Annotated in this window: 13 protein-coding genes and 1 other RNA gene; 9 read left to right on the plus strand and 5 right to left on the minus strand. The window is 66.7% G+C overall.

Translation table 11 applies throughout. The features are described 5' to 3' along the window. Nucleotides 1-180: 180 nt before the first annotated feature. The 4 genes from U5A56_RS00605 to U5A56_RS00620 all read left to right on the plus strand — a co-directional run bounded on the left by U5A56_RS00605 (nt 181) and on the right by U5A56_RS00620 (nt 3,298). Nucleotides 181-1,074, plus strand: coding sequence for a glutamate/aspartate ABC transporter substrate-binding protein (locus U5A56_RS00605; RefSeq protein ID WP_044848298.1), 894 nt, complete (start codon nt 181-183; stop codon nt 1,072-1,074). An 84-nt stretch (nt 1,075-1,158) separates the two neighbouring features. Continuing rightward, nucleotides 1,159-1,899: an amino acid ABC transporter permease gene (locus U5A56_RS00610; RefSeq protein ID WP_321920685.1), complete on the plus strand. Its 741-nt coding sequence runs from the start codon at nt 1,159-1,161 to the stop codon at nt 1,897-1,899. Continuing rightward, nucleotides 1,899-2,576, plus strand: coding sequence for a glutamate/aspartate ABC transporter permease GltK (gene gltK, locus U5A56_RS00615; protein WP_044848293.1), 678 nt, complete (start codon nt 1,899-1,901; stop codon nt 2,574-2,576). Before U5A56_RS00610 ends, gltK begins: the two co-directional genes overlap by 1 nt. Then, on the plus strand, nt 2,573-3,298 hold the full coding sequence (locus U5A56_RS00620) for an amino acid ABC transporter ATP-binding protein (protein ID WP_044848292.1): 726 nt from the start codon (nt 2,573-2,575) through the stop codon (nt 3,296-3,298). Before gltK ends, U5A56_RS00620 begins: the two co-directional genes overlap by 4 nt. A gap of 127 nt (nt 3,299-3,425) precedes the next feature. Here the strand turns inward: U5A56_RS00620 and U5A56_RS00625 are convergent, their stop codons facing one another. Further along, nucleotides 3,426-8,672 (minus strand): autotransporter outer membrane beta-barrel domain-containing protein, encoded by a 5,247-nt coding sequence (locus U5A56_RS00625; RefSeq protein ID WP_321920686.1) that lies wholly within the window; start codon nt 8,670-8,672, stop codon nt 3,426-3,428. Nucleotides 8,673-9,340: 668 nt separating this feature from the next. Further along, nucleotides 9,341-10,255 (minus strand): class II glutamine amidotransferase, encoded by a 915-nt coding sequence (locus tag U5A56_RS00630; protein WP_321920687.1) that lies wholly within the window; start codon nt 10,253-10,255, stop codon nt 9,341-9,343. A 202-nt stretch (nt 10,256-10,457) separates the two neighbouring features. Here U5A56_RS00630 and pyrC point away from each other — a divergent pair, with 202 nt between their 5' ends. The 3 genes from pyrC to rnpB all read left to right on the plus strand — a co-directional run bounded on the left by pyrC (nt 10,458) and on the right by rnpB (nt 12,821). Then, nucleotides 10,458-11,522 carry a dihydroorotase gene (gene pyrC, locus U5A56_RS00635; protein WP_044848289.1) on the plus strand — a complete coding sequence of 355 codons (1,065 nt, stop codon included), beginning with the start codon at nt 10,458-10,460 and terminating at the stop codon, nt 11,520-11,522. Next, nucleotides 11,519-12,397, plus strand: coding sequence for a DUF3025 domain-containing protein (locus U5A56_RS00640; RefSeq protein WP_321920688.1), 879 nt, complete (start codon nt 11,519-11,521; stop codon nt 12,395-12,397). The genes pyrC and U5A56_RS00640 overlap by 4 nt, the downstream gene beginning before the upstream one ends. Before the next feature lie 12 nt (nt 12,398-12,409). After that, an RNA gene (gene rnpB / locus U5A56_RS00645) (RNase P RNA component class A) lies at nt 12,410-12,821 on the plus strand. 69 nt (nt 12,822-12,890) lie between these two features. Here rnpB and U5A56_RS00650 read toward each other — a convergent pair. The 3 genes from U5A56_RS00650 to U5A56_RS00660 all read right to left on the minus strand — a co-directional run bounded on the left by U5A56_RS00650 (nt 12,891) and on the right by U5A56_RS00660 (nt 14,097). After that, nucleotides 12,891-13,355: an OsmC family protein gene (locus U5A56_RS00650; RefSeq protein ID WP_321920689.1), complete on the minus strand. Its 465-nt coding sequence runs from the start codon at nt 13,353-13,355 to the stop codon at nt 12,891-12,893. Between the two features lie 120 nt (nt 13,356-13,475). After that, entirely contained in the window at nt 13,476-13,781 is a 306-nt protein-coding gene (locus U5A56_RS00655; protein WP_321920690.1) for a hypothetical protein, read from the minus strand. Nucleotides 13,782-13,791: 10 nt separating this feature from the next. Next, complete coding sequence (locus U5A56_RS00660) at nt 13,792-14,097, minus strand: DUF1090 family protein (protein WP_044848287.1); 306 nt, start codon at nt 14,095-14,097, stop codon at nt 13,792-13,794. Between the two features lie 311 nt (nt 14,098-14,408). Between U5A56_RS00660 and rplM the strand changes: the two genes are divergently transcribed. Then, a complete protein-coding gene (gene rplM, locus U5A56_RS00665) occupies nt 14,409-14,837 on the plus strand; it encodes a 50S ribosomal protein L13 (protein WP_009687896.1) in 429 nt (142 codons plus the stop codon). Between the two features lie 11 nt (nt 14,838-14,848). Further along, a complete protein-coding gene (gene rpsI / locus U5A56_RS00670) occupies nt 14,849-15,241 on the plus strand; it encodes a 30S ribosomal protein S9 (protein WP_011883283.1) in 393 nt (130 codons plus the stop codon). Nucleotides 15,242-15,415: the final 174 nt, after the last annotated feature.

Consider the following 15,415-nt stretch of genomic DNA (forward strand, 5'->3'; position numbering starts at 1 on the left):
ACCCTCGCGGGCGATGCCGAATCCGGCATCGCCCGCGCGCGCATTCAGGTGCCGAAACGGGCGCCCGGAGCCGGGAGGACGGCTTCGCACAGCGCGATTCGTAGTGCGGTTAACAACCAGTACTTTCAAAAATATTACTTTGATACACTGGCGCGGGTTTTAGCCAAGGAGATGACCAAAATGAAATACCACAAGGCAGTCCTGATGGTCGCGGCGCTGTGCGCGTTCGCGAGCGGCGCGCACGCACAGGAGACCGGCACGCTGAAGAAGATCAAGGACACGGGCGTGATCGCGCTGGGCCACCGCGAATCGTCGATTCCGTTCTCCTACTATGACCAGAACCAGCAGGTCGTCGGCTATTCGCGCGAATTCCAGTTGAAGGTCGTGGACGCGGTGAAGAAAAAGCTGAACCTGCCGAACCTGCAGGTCAAGAACATCCCGGTCACGTCGCAGAACCGCATCCCGCTCGTGCAGAACGGCACGGTCGACATCGAGTGCGGCTCGACGACCAACAACCTGGAGCGTCAGCAGCAGGCCGCATTCTCCGACACGATCTTCGTGATCGGCACGCGCCTGATGACGAAGAAGGATTCGGGCGTGAAGGACTTCGCCGACCTGAAGGGCAAGACGGTCGTGACCACCGCCGGCACGACGTCCGAGCGCCTGCTGCGCAAGATGAACAACGACAAGCAGCTGGGCATGAACATCATCAGCGCGAAGGATCACGGCGATTCGTTCAACACGCTCGAGTCGGGCCGCGCGGTCGCGTTCATGATGGACGACGCGCTGCTCGCGGGCGAGCGCGCGAAGGCGAAGCAGCCGGGCGAATGGGTGATCGTCGGTACGCCGCAGTCGGAAGAGGCGTACGGCTGCATGATGCGCAAGGGCGATGCGGACTTCAAGAAGGTCGTCGACGACGCGATCTCGCAAGTCGAGAAGTCGGGCGAAGCCGCGAAGATCTACGCGAAGTGGTTCGAGAACCCGATCCCGCCGAAGGGGCTGAACCTGAACTTCCCGCTGTCCGATTCGATGAAGAAGCTGTACGCGAACCCGAACGACAAGGCGCTCGACTGACCACGCGGCCGTTGACGCAGAAATGACGCTACTGAAACGGAAGAGGCCACGCTTCTTCCGTTTCTTTTTGCTGGAGTCTTGCCCATGTCTTACCACTGGAACTGGGGCGTCTTCCTGAGCCCCGTCTCGACCGGCGAGCCGACGACTTATTTCGGATGGCTGATGTCCGGCTTCTGGGTGACGATCGAGGTGTCGCTCGTCGCCTGGGTCATCGCGCTGATCGTCGGCTCGCTGTTCGGCGTGCTGCGCACGGTGCCGAACAAATGGCTGTCCGCGATCGGCACCGTGTACGTGTCGATCTTCCGGAACATCCCGCTGATCGTGCAGTTCTTCATCTGGTACCTCGTCGTGCCCGAGCTGCTGCCCGCGTCGATCGGCACCTGGATCAAGCAGTTGCCGCCGACCACGCAGTTCTTCACCTCGTCGATCATCTGTCTCGGCCTGTTTACGGGCGCGCGCGTGTGCGAACAGGTGCGCTCGGGGATCAACGCGCTGCCGAAGGGCCAGCGCGCGGCCGGCCTCGCGATGGGCTTCACGCAATGGCAGACGTACCGCTACGTGCTGCTGCCGGTTGCGTACCGGATCATCGTGCCGCCGCTCACGTCCGAGTTCCTGAACATCTTCAAGAACTCGGCGGTCGCGTCGACGATCGGCCTGCTCGACCTGTCCGCGCAGGCGCGCCAGCTCGTCGACTACACCGCGCAGACCTACGAGTCGTTCATCGCGGTCACGCTCGCGTACGTGATCATCAACCTCGTCGTGATGGCGTTGATGCGCTGGATCGAAGGCCGCACGCGGCTGCCCGGCTACATCGGAGGCAAGTGATGCATCAGTTCGACTGGAGTAGTATTCCCGGCGCGATACCGACGCTGTGGACGGGGGCGATCGTCACCTTCAAGATCACGCTGATCGCGATCGTCGTCGGCATCGTGTGGGGCACGTTGCTCGCGCTGCTGCGGCTGTCGGGCGTGAAGCCGCTCGCGTGGTTCGCGAAGGCGTACGTGACGGTGTTCCGCTCGATCCCGCTCGTGATGGTGCTGCTGTGGTTCTTCCTGATCGTGCCGCAGGTGCTGCAGGGCGTGCTCGGGCTGTCGCCGACGATCGACATTCGCCTCGCGTCGGCGATGGTCGCGTTCTCGCTGTTCGAAGCCGCGTATTATTCCGAGATCATCCGCGCCGGCATCCAGGCGGTGCCGCGCGGGCAGGTCAACGCCGCGTTCGCGCTCGGCATGAACTACGCGCAGGCGATGCGCCTCGTGATCCTGCCGCAGGCGTTCCGCGCGATGGTGCCGCTGCTGCTCACGCAGGCGATCGTCCTGTTCCAGGATACGTCGCTCGTGTACGTGATCAGTCTCGCGGACTTCTTCCGCACGGCCGCCAACGTCGGCGATCGCGACGGCACGACCGTCGAGATGGTCCTGTTCGCGGGCGCATGCTATTTCGTGGTTTGCTCGGTGGCGTCTGCCCTCGTCAAAGGTCTCCAGAAAAAGGTCACAAGATGATTTCCATCAAGAACGTTTCCAAGTGGTACGGCCAGTTTCAGGTCCTCACCGATTGCACGACCGAGGTCAAGAAGGGTGAGGTGGTGGTCGTGTGCGGCCCGTCCGGCTCGGGCAAGTCGACGCTGATCAAGACCGTGAACGGCCTCGAGCCGTTCCAGCAGGGCGAGATCCTCGTGAACGGCCAGTCGGTCGGCGACAAGAAGACGAACCTGTCGAAGCTGCGCTCGAAGGTCGGGATGGTGTTCCAGCATTTCGAGCTGTTCCCGCACCTGTCGATCACCGAGAACCTGACGCTCGCGCAGGTCAAGGTGCTCGGCCGCGGCAAGGACGAAGCGGCCGAGAAGGGCATGAAGCTGCTCGATCGCGTCGGCCTGAAGGCGCATGCGCACAAGTTTCCGGGCCAGCTGTCGGGCGGCCAGCAGCAGCGGGTCGCGATCGCGCGCGCGCTGTCGATGGACCCGATCGCGATGCTGTTCGACGAGCCGACGTCCGCGCTCGATCCCGAGATGATCAACGAAGTGCTCGACGTGATGGTCGAACTCGCGCAGGAAGGCATGACGATGATGGTCGTCACGCACGAGATGGGCTTCGCGAAGAAGGTCGCGCATCGCGTGATCTTCATGGACAAGGGCGCGATCGTCGAGGACGACCGCAAGGACGATTTCTTCTCGAATCCGAAGTCGGATCGCGCGAAGGACTTCCTCGCGAAAATCCTGCACTGAGCGTTCGTGCAGCGCGTGTGCCGCATGCACGCCGATGAAAAAAACCGCCCGGCTGAACACCGGGCGGTTTTTTTCGCGGGCTGCCCGTCGCCCGCCGATGGCAGTGGACGGGGCGTCGCGTCGGGCGTTACCAGCTGTAGCGGTAGCCGACCTGCCCGGTCACGCCGCGCCGGTAATCGCCGCCGATGTTGCGCGCATATTTCACGTTCGCGTACAACGCGCCCGACTTGCCGAAGCCCGCGGTCACGCCGAGGCCGAGCTCGTACCAGGTGCGGCCCAGGTGTGTCGCGAACGGCGTGCCGCCGACGACGGTCTGGCCCGGCGACAGGAAGTCGTGCAGCACGTCGGCCGTGAAGTACGGTGTCGCGGCGCCGCCGCCCGCGTTCGCGTCGAGGTTCGGCCGGAAGACGCGCACGCCGACGCGTCCGCGCAGCGCGTGGGTCGTCGTGCCCGACACGGCCGATACGTTGTCGTTGAACCCGTTCAGCTTCAGGTACTGGTACATCAGCTGCGCCTGCGGCTCGACCGCGATCGGCGTGCCGCCGATCCCGAACGGCTTGCCGACCTCCTGCGACAGCGCGATGCCGAAGCCGTTCTGCGAGGCCTCGTTGCCGTAGCTGTCGCGATAGCGGTTGCCGTAGTGCGTGACCTGGCCGACGCTGTCGAAGTAGGTGCCGTCGGACAGGTAGCGTGTCCAGTAGCCGCCGACGCTCTGCGCGTGCATCTCGACCGAGCCCGTCGACGTCGACAGCCCGGCCGTGTCGGCGCGTGCCGTGTCGCTGAAGCTCGCGTTCGCGACGCCGATGCTCGCCGTCACGCCCGCATGCGTGCTGCCGCCGGCGGGCGCCTGGTCGAGCGTCCAGTCCTTGCCGAACTGCGCGAAGAACGTGCGCTCGTCGGCCGCGAAGCGGCCCGCGTTCGCGTCGAGGCTCTGTCCGCCGATGCGGCCCCACACGCCGTCGCGGTTGCCCGGCGCCTGCTTCTCGAGGTTGTAGATGTCGCCGACGCGCTCGTGCAGCTTGCCAAGCGTCGAGAAGCCGTAGTCGGCGTTCAGCAGCGGCGTCATCGCATAACCCGCGACGCCAGGACGGTACGCGAGATTGCCGCCGTTGTCGCCGCCCTCGATGACGGACGGGCCGACCGGATCGCCGGGGTCCGTCGGGTCCAGTTGCGAGCGCAGGTACCAGCCGTTCGCATCGCCCTGTCCGCCGCGGTAGAGACGGTATTCGTACGCGCCGGCCTGTACGGGGCCCGCGAGATGGAACGCCGACGCGGTAGTCGTGCCGCCATTGGCCGTGACGACCACCGGAATCCCGTCGCCCGTCGTCTGCGCGCCGGTGCCGGCCGTGTTCGCGATTTTCAGCCCGGTCGTGCCGCTCGCGGTGCCGCCGTTCACGATCAGCCGGTCGGTCGGCGATGCGTCGGCGCCGAGGTAGGTGTTCAGCGCGATCGTGCCGCCGTTGCCGACGTAACTGCCGGTCGTCAGCGTCCGGTAGCTGCCGGCGGCCGTCGGTGAACCGGACGGCGCGGCGAACGCGACCAGGCCCGCGTTGTTCAGGCTGCTCAGCACGGAGCTGCCGGTCATGTGCCACGTGCTCGAGCCGTCGACGCTCAGCGCGACCGGGTCGATCGTGCCGGTCAGGGTCGTGCCGTTCGTCAGGAACACGTTGCCGGTGCTCGACGCGTCCGACACGATGTCGCCCGCGAGATTCACGGCCGATGCGTTGAAGGTCGCGGTGCTGCCGTTCGCGAGGTCCAGCAGCGTGCCGTTGCCGGCCGTCACGACGGTGCCGTTGCGCACCGCGATGTCGACGGTGCCGCCGCGTGCGGCGAACGCCGGCCCGGCGACGGACGCGACGCTGCCGCCGTCGACGCGCACCGAGCTCGTCGCGCCGGTCGCGAGCGTGTCCGTGCTCATGACGCCGGCCGTCGCGCCCTTGAGCGTCGTGCCCGTCAGCGCGAGCACGCCGCCGCCGTCGACGGTCGCGCCGTTGCCGGCCGCGCTCGCGAGCGACGAACCCGTGTCGCCGATACGGCCGCCGTTGCGCGCGACGAGACCGTCCGCTGCCGCGCCCGCCGCAGAGACCTTCGTGCCCGACAGCCACACGGTCGCGCCGCTGCCCGCGACGATCGCATGCGCGCCGGCGCCGGTCGTCGCGACGGTCGTGCCGTCGGCCGCGAGCGTCGAATCCGCGCCCGTCACGAAGAGGCCGCGTGCGTTGTCGCCGGCGGTGCGTACGACGGTCGCCGCGTCGGTCGCGATGCGTGCGCCCGTGCCCGTCGACGACAGCCCGTCGGCGCCATTGCCGGTCGTGCCGATCTGCGTGCCCGACAGCACGATCGTCGTGTTCGTGCCGCGGTTGTCGATGCCCTTGCCGGCGCCGCCCGCCGCGATCGACGTCGCGCCGGCCGCGATCCCGCCGTTCGAGACGGTCGAGTCGATCAGCACGCCGTCGGCACTGCCGTTCGCGACGACGGTGCCCGCGCCCGACAGCGCGACCGACGCACCCGTGCCGGTCAGGTGCACGCCCGCGACGCCGTCGTCGGCCTCGATCGTGCCCGCGTTGGCGAGCGTCGCCGACGCGCCCTGCACGAGCGCGCCGGTGCCGTTGGCCACGCGGATCGCCGACGCGTTGTTCACGGTGCCGAGCGTGCCGACCACGACGCCCGTCGAGCCTGCGCCGCTCAGCAGCACCGTGTCGCGGTTGTCGAGCGTGCCGAGGTTCTGCGCGACGAAACCCGTCACGCCCGCGGTCGACGAGGTGACCGCGGCATCGTTGGTCAGCGTCGTCGCGACCGGCGCGCCGGCATTCGCGCTGGCGAGGTCGTGCGCCTGGCCGTCGACGACGCCCGCGATCGCGCCGGCCGCATTCAGGTTGATGGTCGCGCCCGAGTCGATCGTGCCCTTCGCGCCGCCTTCGACTGCTACCGCGATGCCGTTCGCGCCGTTGACGTTGTAGGTGGCGTGGCCGGTGGACAGCGTCGTGCCGGCACCGGTCGCGAGCACGCCGCGCGCGCGCTGGCCATTGACGTCCGTCGTCAGCGTGCCGGCGGCCGATGCCCCCGTATAGGCCGCGCCGCCCGCCATGCGGAACAGCGTCGAATCGTCGGTATCGACGCTCAGGTGCTGCGCGGCGACGTTGATCTTCGAGCCTGCGCCATACGCATAGAAGCCGATCTGGTTCGTACCCGACATGAAGTGGGGCACCGCGTTCGCGTCGACGTTGATCGTCGCGCCCGAGCGCGCATGGACGCCGATCGCGCCAGTACCCGTCAGGTTGAGCGCGCCGTCGACCGTGGCCTTCGCGCGCGGCCCTTCGGCCCACACGCCGTAGTTGCGCGTGTCCGATGCCGGATCGAGCCCGCCGGCCACGTAGATCGTGCCGGTCGACGTTGCGGCCGTCGCGGTCGAGCCGGTGCCGACCACCATGATGCCGATGCCGTTCACGCCGTTCAGCGTGATCGTGCCGGTGTTGGTCACGGTCGCGGCCGTGTTGGCCGCGAGCATGCCGACGTTCGCGAACGGCGTGCCGGGCGCCGCGCCGTTCACGACGATCGTGCCGGCGTTGCGCAGCGTGCCGGACGACGAGCCGATGCTCGCCATCCCGGCGCCGTTCTGCGTCTGCGAGCCGATCACGATCGAGCCGAGGTTGCTGGCGGTGCCCGACGCGCCGAGCAGGATCCCGTACGCGTGCGCGGACAGCGCGACGTCGTTCGCCGCCGCCCCCGGGCCGTACTGGGCCGCGCGGCCGAGATAGATCGTGCCGCCGGCCGCGTTCGTGAAGGTGCCGCCCGCCGCGAAGCCGCCGATCACCTGGCTGTCGAGCGTCGTCGCGTTGACGCCGACGTTGATCGTGCCGGCGTTCGACGCGTTCGCGCCGCCCGTCACGGCCACCGCGTAGTTCTGCAGGTCGGGGCGGTCGCCGGCGAGCGTCCACGCGCCGACGTTCATCACGCCGTGGTTGACGAACGAGGTGCCCGAGCCGTTCGCGTACACGCCGTTGCCCTCGGTGTACGCATGGAACCCGAAGTTGTCGGGCGGCGTGCCGCTGCTCGTGTCGAAATTGTCGCCGGACGCGTAGCCGGACGAGATCACGCCATTGTTGACGCCGCTCGCACCGCTCAGCAGGCGCACCAGCGTGAAATCACCCGACAGGCGGCCGTCGTTGACGAAGTGCGCGCCGTTTTCCGCGAGGACGGCCGAACTCGATGCGATCGTGTTGGTGCCGCGGAAGTCGATCTGGCCGTCCTTGCCGATCTGCAGCGTCGCGTTCGCGCCGGTGCCGTGCATTGCCGACAGGTGATCGATCGGCAGCGTGTTCTTGTCGCCGGCGGATACGTTGTTCGCGTACTGGAAGATCTCCTTCGAGAACGTGACGGCCTGGCCGAACGCGGTGTCGTACGCGGCCTGCGAGCCGAGCGCGCCGCTCCGGACCGAACGCACGAGGAAGTCGTTGTAGGCGGCGAGCGACGCGGCGTCGCTGACGGTCCACGTGCTGCCGTCGAACGCGGTGAAGGTGCCCGCATAGGCCGGCACGTCGAGCTGGAGGTTGCCGACGGAGCCGCCGCTCGCGAGGTAGTCGCCGGTGGTGAACCAGACCTGGTTGCGCGAATTCCAGTTGACGACGCTCGGGGTGGCGCCCGTCCCGTCCGCGACGGTGAGGTCCGTCTGCTTCGCGGCCATCGTGATCGCGTTGCCGGCCGAGCCGGGCGCGTTGGCGGGATTGCCGATCGACACGTTCAGCGTGCCGCCGGAGCGGTCGACGGTGCCGATCCGCGTGTTCACGTACTGGTCGCCGTTGACGTCGCGGTAGACGGGCACGTCGGTCGTGCCGACCGTCGACGCGGAGAACGCGGACGAGTCGTAGGTGGCGACCGACGTATGGGTGCCCGTGATCGTGTCGGGCGTGCCGATGTTTTGCGTCTTGCCGCCGAGCGACACCAGCGGCTGATCCGGATTTCCCGACACGATCGTCGTCGTGCCGAACGGGATGCGCGTGTAGCCGGCGTCGCCGCTGTTCTGCGCCGTCCATGCGCCCGTCACGCCGACCGCGTCGCCGCCGGACACGGTCGTGGCGCCGGCCAGGTTGTCGTTCACGGTCGGGCTGACGCTGCCGAGCGCGCAGCTGCCGCCGCTCGCGACTGCCGAACCGTCGCCGCAGCTCGACCCGTACGCGGAGCCGGCCGACAGCGCGGCCAGCGCGGCACCGAGCGCGGCGACGCGCAGCGGCGAGCGGCGCATCGCCGTGCGGCCGGCGCGGGTGCTTGCGCCCGATTCGCGGCGTGAACGCTTGCCGCGCGCCCGTGTCGTTTCCGCGACCGCGACCCAGCAGCCGGCGGCGTCGCTCCAGATCGATCGAAATGAGTGATTCACGACATGCCCTCTTTCTTGTTTTGACGTGTTACTCGCCGCATGCGGCGAATGCGCATTCCACGGTGCCGCGTGACGCGAATGGACATGCGGCAGCCGTGGCTGCATGACGCGCCGGTCGGGTTTCGTTACACCGAAGATGGAGCGAGTCTACTAATTGGCGGGGCGGGCGATTTTCAAAAAATCAGGAAATGTGGGGATGGTAACGGTATCGAGTGGTATTTCTGAGTTGTGTGGGTAATCGAACTGAAAGCCTTTGTGGGTAAGGGCTTGGTGGATTTTTTCTAAAACAGCCGGAATCGCCGGTTCGGTGGGCTGGCGCACGATCGGCGTGGAGATTTTGCTTTAATCTATGGTTTCCGGATTACCCCGTTTTGAATATCTTGTTTTATTTGTTTCGCCGGTGAATTATTTTCACTTGAAAATTAATAAAATAAAAGTGAATGTCGTGTGGCGACGCACGCGTGCGTGAAATGGCGGCCTGAATGGAACGTTGTCGAGCGGAGACTTTCAATGCGGGCAATCATTGGCGGATGCCGGATGCCGGATGCCGGATGCCGGATGCCGGATGCGTGGTGCGACGATCCGGGCATGACGCGGGATCGCCGGGCCGCGACGCTGGCGGAACAGCGCAACGCACGAAGGGCGCGCCCGGCGGTGGCGCGGCGCGCTCAGAAATCGATCGAGTCGTCGGAATCGCCGTCGGCGCCGGCCGCGAGTGCGGCGTGCTGCGAACCGCACGGCGCGGACGCCGACGCGTCGAGCGCCGGGTTGCGCAGTTTCTCGAGCACGCGCTCGGGCACCGGAATCTGCATCCGCGCGGCGACGTCGCCGCACTGGAACATGATGAGCTCGCCCGGTTCGAACGAGGTCCAGATTTCGTTGTCGGTCAGCGGCTGCGTGGCGATCACCGCGACGCGATCCTCGGGCGTCGTGTATTTCGCGAAGTCGATCGACAGGTCTTCGTCGACCAGATGCGCGGTCGAGAACGGCCAGCGCCGCACGAGGTAGTGCAGCCGCGTCGAGCAGTGCGCGAAGAGGGCCTGGCCGTTCGACATCAGGAAGTTGAACACGCCGTGATCGGTGATGCCGCGCGTCAGCTCGCCGACGCGCTCGAACAGCTCCGGCAACGGCGGCTGCGCGCCGGGGAATGCTTCGCGCAGCCCCTGCATCAGCACGCAGAACGCCTTCTCGCTGTCGGTGGTGCCGACCGGATGGTAGACGCTGCCGTCGAGATCGGGTTCGTACTCCTGCAGATCGCCGTTATGCGCGAAGATCCAGTGCCGCCCCCACAGCTCGCGCATGAACGGGTGGCTGTTCTCGAGCAGGATGTGGCCTTGCGTGGCCTTGCGGATGTGCGCGATCGTGTTCTTGGACTTGATCGGGTAGCGCTTGACCATTTCGGCGAGCGGCGACGTGGCCGATGCCTGGTGGTCGACGAAGAGGCGACAGGCCTTGTCCTCGAAGAATGCGATCCCCCAGCCGTCGGCATGGTGATCGGTGAGGCCGCCCCGGGCCGCGAAACCTGTGAAGGAGAATGTGACGTCCGTCGGCGCGGCGCAGTTCATTCCTAGGAGTTGGCACATTTTACTTGGGGCGGGGGCGGAAGCAGGGTAACCAACCGGGTGAACCCCGGTACAATGTGGCTTCTAGCATATCACCGAGCCTTGAGCGGTAAAAAGCGGATTCCGCCGGCCGAAGGCCCCGTGTTGCGGTTTGCCGTCAGTCGGCCCGCACACGCGCGTTCCGGCCCCGCAGATGGCCAGCCCGTTCCTCACGACGCCTCCTATGACTGCCTCGAACGCTTCCTCTCCGGCGACGCTCACGCTCGCCCGTCCCGACGACCTGCACCTGCACCTGCGCGACGGCGACATGCTGGCCGCGGTGCTGCCGCACACGGCGCGCCAGTTCGCCCGCGCGATCGTCATGCCGAACCTGAAGCCGCCCGTCACGACCACCGCGCAAGCGCAGGCCTATCGCGAGCGAATCCTGGCCGCGCTGCCGGCGGGCATGGCGTTCGAGCCGCTGATGACGCTGTACCTGACTGACAACACGTCGCCCGACGAAATCCGCCGCGCGCGCGACAGCGGCTTCGTGCACGGCGTGAAGCTGTATCCGGCCGGCGCGACGACGAACTCCGACCACGGCGTCAGCGATCTCGCGAAGTGCGCGAAGACGCTCGAGGTCATGCAGGAAACCGGCATGCCGCTGCTCGTGCACGGCGAGGTGACCGATCCGGCGATCGACATGTTCGATCGCGAGAAGGTGTTCATCGACCGCGTGATGACGCCGCTGCGCCGCGATTTCCCCGGCCTGAAGGTGGTGTTCGAGCACATCACCACGAAGGACGCGGCCGACTACGTGCGCGACGCCGATGCGGCGCCGGGCCTGCTCGGCGCGACGATCACGCCGCAGCACATGCTGTACAGCCGCAACGCGCTGTTCGTCGGCGGGATCCGCCCGCATTACTACTGCCTGCCGGTGCTGAAGCGTGAAACGCACCGCGTCGCGCTCGTCGAAGCCGCGACGTCGGGCAACCCGCGCTTCTTCCTCGGCACCGACAGCGCGCCGCACGCGCGCGACGCGAAGGAAACCGCGTGCGGCTGCGCGGGCTGCTACACGGCGCTGCACGCGCTCGAGCTGTATGCGGAAGCGTTCGACAAGGCGGGCGCGCTCGACAAGCTGGAAAATTTCGCCAGCCGCTTCGGCGCCGATTTCTACGGGCTGCCGCACAGCACCGAGACGATCACGCTGCGCCGCGAGACCTGGGAACTGCCGCGCGAGGTGTTCGCGGGCGATACGCCGGTCGTGCCGCTGCGCGCCGGCGAATCGATCGGCTGGAAGTTCGCGTGACCGGCACGCCGCCGCGCGCGGCCGGCCACGCGGCCGGCGGCGGCGCGGCGGCGTTCGCGCGGATCGACTGGTCCGCGCCGTGGCTCGCGCGTTACGCGGCACCGGGCCGCACGCTTCAGGCGGCCGCGCTCGCCGGCGAGGCCGCGCTGCTCGACGCACTGAACGGCGCAATGCGCGGTGATGCCCGAGTCAGCGGCCGCGGCAAGCCGCTGCGCTTCGTGCCGCAGGCCGAGCTGCCGCCCGGCATCGCATACGAAACCCATATCGCCGCGACCGGCGGCGTCCCGACCCGCCACAATCTTCACGACTTCTTCAATGCGCTCGTCTGGTTCGCGTATCCGCGCACCAAGGCTGCGCTGAACGCACGCCAGGCCGCGGCGATCGATGCCGCGGGCGGCGTCGAGCCGGTGCGCGGCACGCTGCGCGATGCGCTGACGCTGTTCGACGAAAATGCCGCGCTGTTCGTGACGGCCGACCGCACGCTCGCCGATGCGCTGCGCGGCTTCAGCTGGCAGCAGTTGCTGGTGGCGGCGCGCGACGCGTGGGGCACGCGCTGCGAGGCGCGGCTCGTCGGCCATGCGCTGCTCGAGAAGCTCGTCGCGCCCTACAAGTCGTGCACCGCGCACGCATGGATCGTCGAAGTGGGCGACGACTATTTTTCGTGGCCCGACGCGCAGCGTGCCGCGCATGTCGATGCGCGGATCGCCGGCGAACTGGCGACCCGCGACCTGACGAGCCGCGATTTCGCGCCGCTGCCGGTGCTCGGCGTGCCGGGCTGGTGCGAAGCGAATGCCGCGCCCGCGTTCTACGCCGATCCGGCGGTTTTCCGCAGCGGCCGCCGCTCGCGCGCTGCCGGCGGCGGCGCACAGTGCTAGAATGCGCGTCGCAAAGCAGGCCAGGCAGTCGCGGCCTCGCTGCCTTCGGGCTGGCGGGGGCGAGGAAAGTCCGGACTCCACAGGGCAGGGTGATGGCTAACGGCCATCCGTGGCGACACGCGGAACAGGGCAACAGAAAGCAAACCGCCGATGGCCCGGCGCAAGCCGGGATCAGGTAAGGGTGAAACGGTGCGGTAAGAGCGCACCGCGGCGACGGCGACGTTCGCCGGCACGGTAACCTCCACCCGGAGCAATTCCAAGTAGGCAGGCGCGCATTTTCGGATGCAGGACGGGGCCCCCGTCTCGTCTGCGGGTAGGAAGCTTGAGCGCGTCAGCAATGGCGCGCCTAGAGGAATGGCTGCCACGCGCCGTGCGCTTCGGCGTGCAGCGTGCACAGAATCCGGCTTATCGGCCTGCTTTGCCGTTCGAATGCGAAAGGGCCGGCGCTCCGTCAGGAGCGCCGGCCCTTTTTTCATGCGTGGCTGCCGTGTGTTCAGTCGGCGACGATGTCGAACGAATGCGTGAGTTCGGCGGTCTTCGCGATCATGATCGACGCGGAGCAGTACTTGTCGTGCGACAGGTTGATCGCGCGCTCGACCGTGGCCGGGTTCAGGTTGCGGCCGGTGACGGTGAAGTGGAAGTGGACCTTCGTGAACACTTTCGGATCTTCGCTCGCGCGTTCGGCCTTCAGCGTGACCGAGCAGCCGGTGACTTCCTGGCGGCTCTTCTTCAGGATCAGCACGACGTCGTACGCGGTGCAGCCGCCGGTGCCGACCAGCACCATTTCCATCGGGCGCGGCGCGAGGTTGTGGCCGCCGCCTTCCGGCGCGCCGTCCATCGCGACGAGGTGCCCGCTTCCGGTCTGGGCGGAAAACGCCATGCCGTCCTGACCCATCCAGCTTACTTTGCATTCCATGCTTGCACTCCAGCGTTGCCTGATTCGGATTTGATCCGGCATTGTAGCCCGCAGCGCTTCGCTCGGCTGATGCGCTGCACGACGCGCCACGCCATGCCGCCGCGTGCGGCGCCCGGCGGGGCGCCGAACGGCGATTTCCCTGCTGTCTTTAGGGGTTTTACTCTAGGCGTGGCGGGCTTCCTGCTGCGCGCTTTCTTCCCAGTAGATTGATTTTAAAAGGGAAAATCCATTCATCGCGTGAGGCTCACCGGATTCCGCATTATGGTGTTGCATTTCGTAATGCAAATTTTCTTGTGAAGTCGGCGACGCGTTCGTATAATCAGCCTCATTGGTTGTCGCGCTGCGGCAACCTCCGCATGTCTCCTCCACCCTCCTCCTAAGGTGGATTAAGCCCGAACCAGCCGTTCGGGCTTTTTTTCGTCCCATGCAAGCATCGGCGCGCAGTTTGCGCGCGTCGATATCCGTCATTGACTCCCCTTTACGCCGGCCGCCGCGCGGCTGGCTGCGATGCCGCGCCGGGCGGCGTGTCCGTCGAACGGGCGGCAGGGGGCGGAACGTGTGCGGCCGATGCATGGCCATGACCGCGCGCGCAGAAGTGGCGCACGCGTTCGCGCACCGCGCGCAGGCGGGCGATGCGATCTTCGGCATGGGCGTGGCGGGCGTCGGCGATGCGGGCGTCGAGAGCGTCGAGCTTGGCCTCGCAGCCGGCCCGGGCGGCGACGGCGGGCGCCGCGGCGGCCAGCAACGCGGCCGCGAGAAAGGGCGTAAGTCGTTGTTTCATCATGCTTGTTTGTTGTTTTCCGTGATCGGCCGGTCTGGCGCGGCCAGGTCAGGTGCCGCGCGTCGATGGGTGCCGCCCCAGGCGCTCGGTTCGCCTGGTGTATCGGGGCACGACCGGATTTTGGCCCATTTCGGGCGCCGCCGGCACGGGGCGTGGATTCTCTTTGACCGCGCTGCGGTATTTCCTTTATAATTCAGGGCTTTTCCGCATTCATGCCCACGGAAAAAGAACAGGGAGAGCCTGCACCGCGCCTCGAAGCGCACACAGACAAGCAGGAAGAACACATCGGGCAAAGCATTTTTTTTGGATCGATCATGAAGACGTTTTCCGCAAAAGCCCATGAGGTGACGCGCGAATGGTACGTGATTGACGCGACGGATAAGGTTCTCGGCCGTGTTGCCAGCGAAGTGGCACGCCGTCTGCGCGGCAAGCACAAGCCTGAGTTCACCCCGCACGTCGACACTGGTGATTTCATCATCATCATCAACGCGAGCAAGTTGAAGGTCACGGGCAACAAGACTCTGGACAAGAAGTACTACCGTCACTCGGGCTACCCGGGCGGTATCTATGAAACGACGTTCGGCAAGATGCAAGAACGCTTCCCGGGCCGTGCGCTCGAGAAGGCGGTCAAGGGCATGCTGCCGAAGGGCCCGCTCGGCTACGCGATGATCAAGAAGCTGAAGGTCTACGCTGAAGCTACGCATCCGCATTCGGCTCAACAGCCGAAGGCGCTCGAGATCTAAGGGGAGCCCACATGATCGGTAACTGGAACTACGGTACGGGCCGCCGCAAGAGCGCAGTCGCACGTGTCTTCATCAAGGCTGGCAAGGGCGACATCATCGTCAACGGCAAGCCCATCGCCGACTACTTCTCGCGTGAAACGTCGCTGATGATCGTGCGTCAACCGCTGGAACTCACGAACCACGGCCAGACGTTCGACATCAAGGTCAACGTCAACGGCGGCGGCGAAACGGGTCAGGCAGGCGCAGTGCGTCACGGCATCACCCGCGCGCTGATCGACTACGATGCAACGCTGAAGCCGTCGCTGTCGAACGCAGGCTTCGTCACGCGCGATGCACGTGAAGTCGAGCGTAAGAAGGTTGGTCTGCGCAAGGCACGTCGCGCAAAGCAGTTCTCGAAGCGTTAATTCCGCTTCATGGCCGCGCCGCTTCCGGGCGGCGTCCGCCGGAAAAACCGCCAGTTTTCGCGCTGGCGGTTTTTTTATGCCCGCGCGGCGGCGCCCCGCGGGCGGTTTCCTTTACTGAAATCAACAAGAACCTATTGATTTCATGGACATCAGCACGATCTTCTGATCGGCCCT

The sequence above is a fragment of the Burkholderia sp. BCC1998 genome (assembly GCF_905339875.1).
GTDB lineage: Bacteria > Pseudomonadota > Gammaproteobacteria > Burkholderiales > Burkholderiaceae > Burkholderia.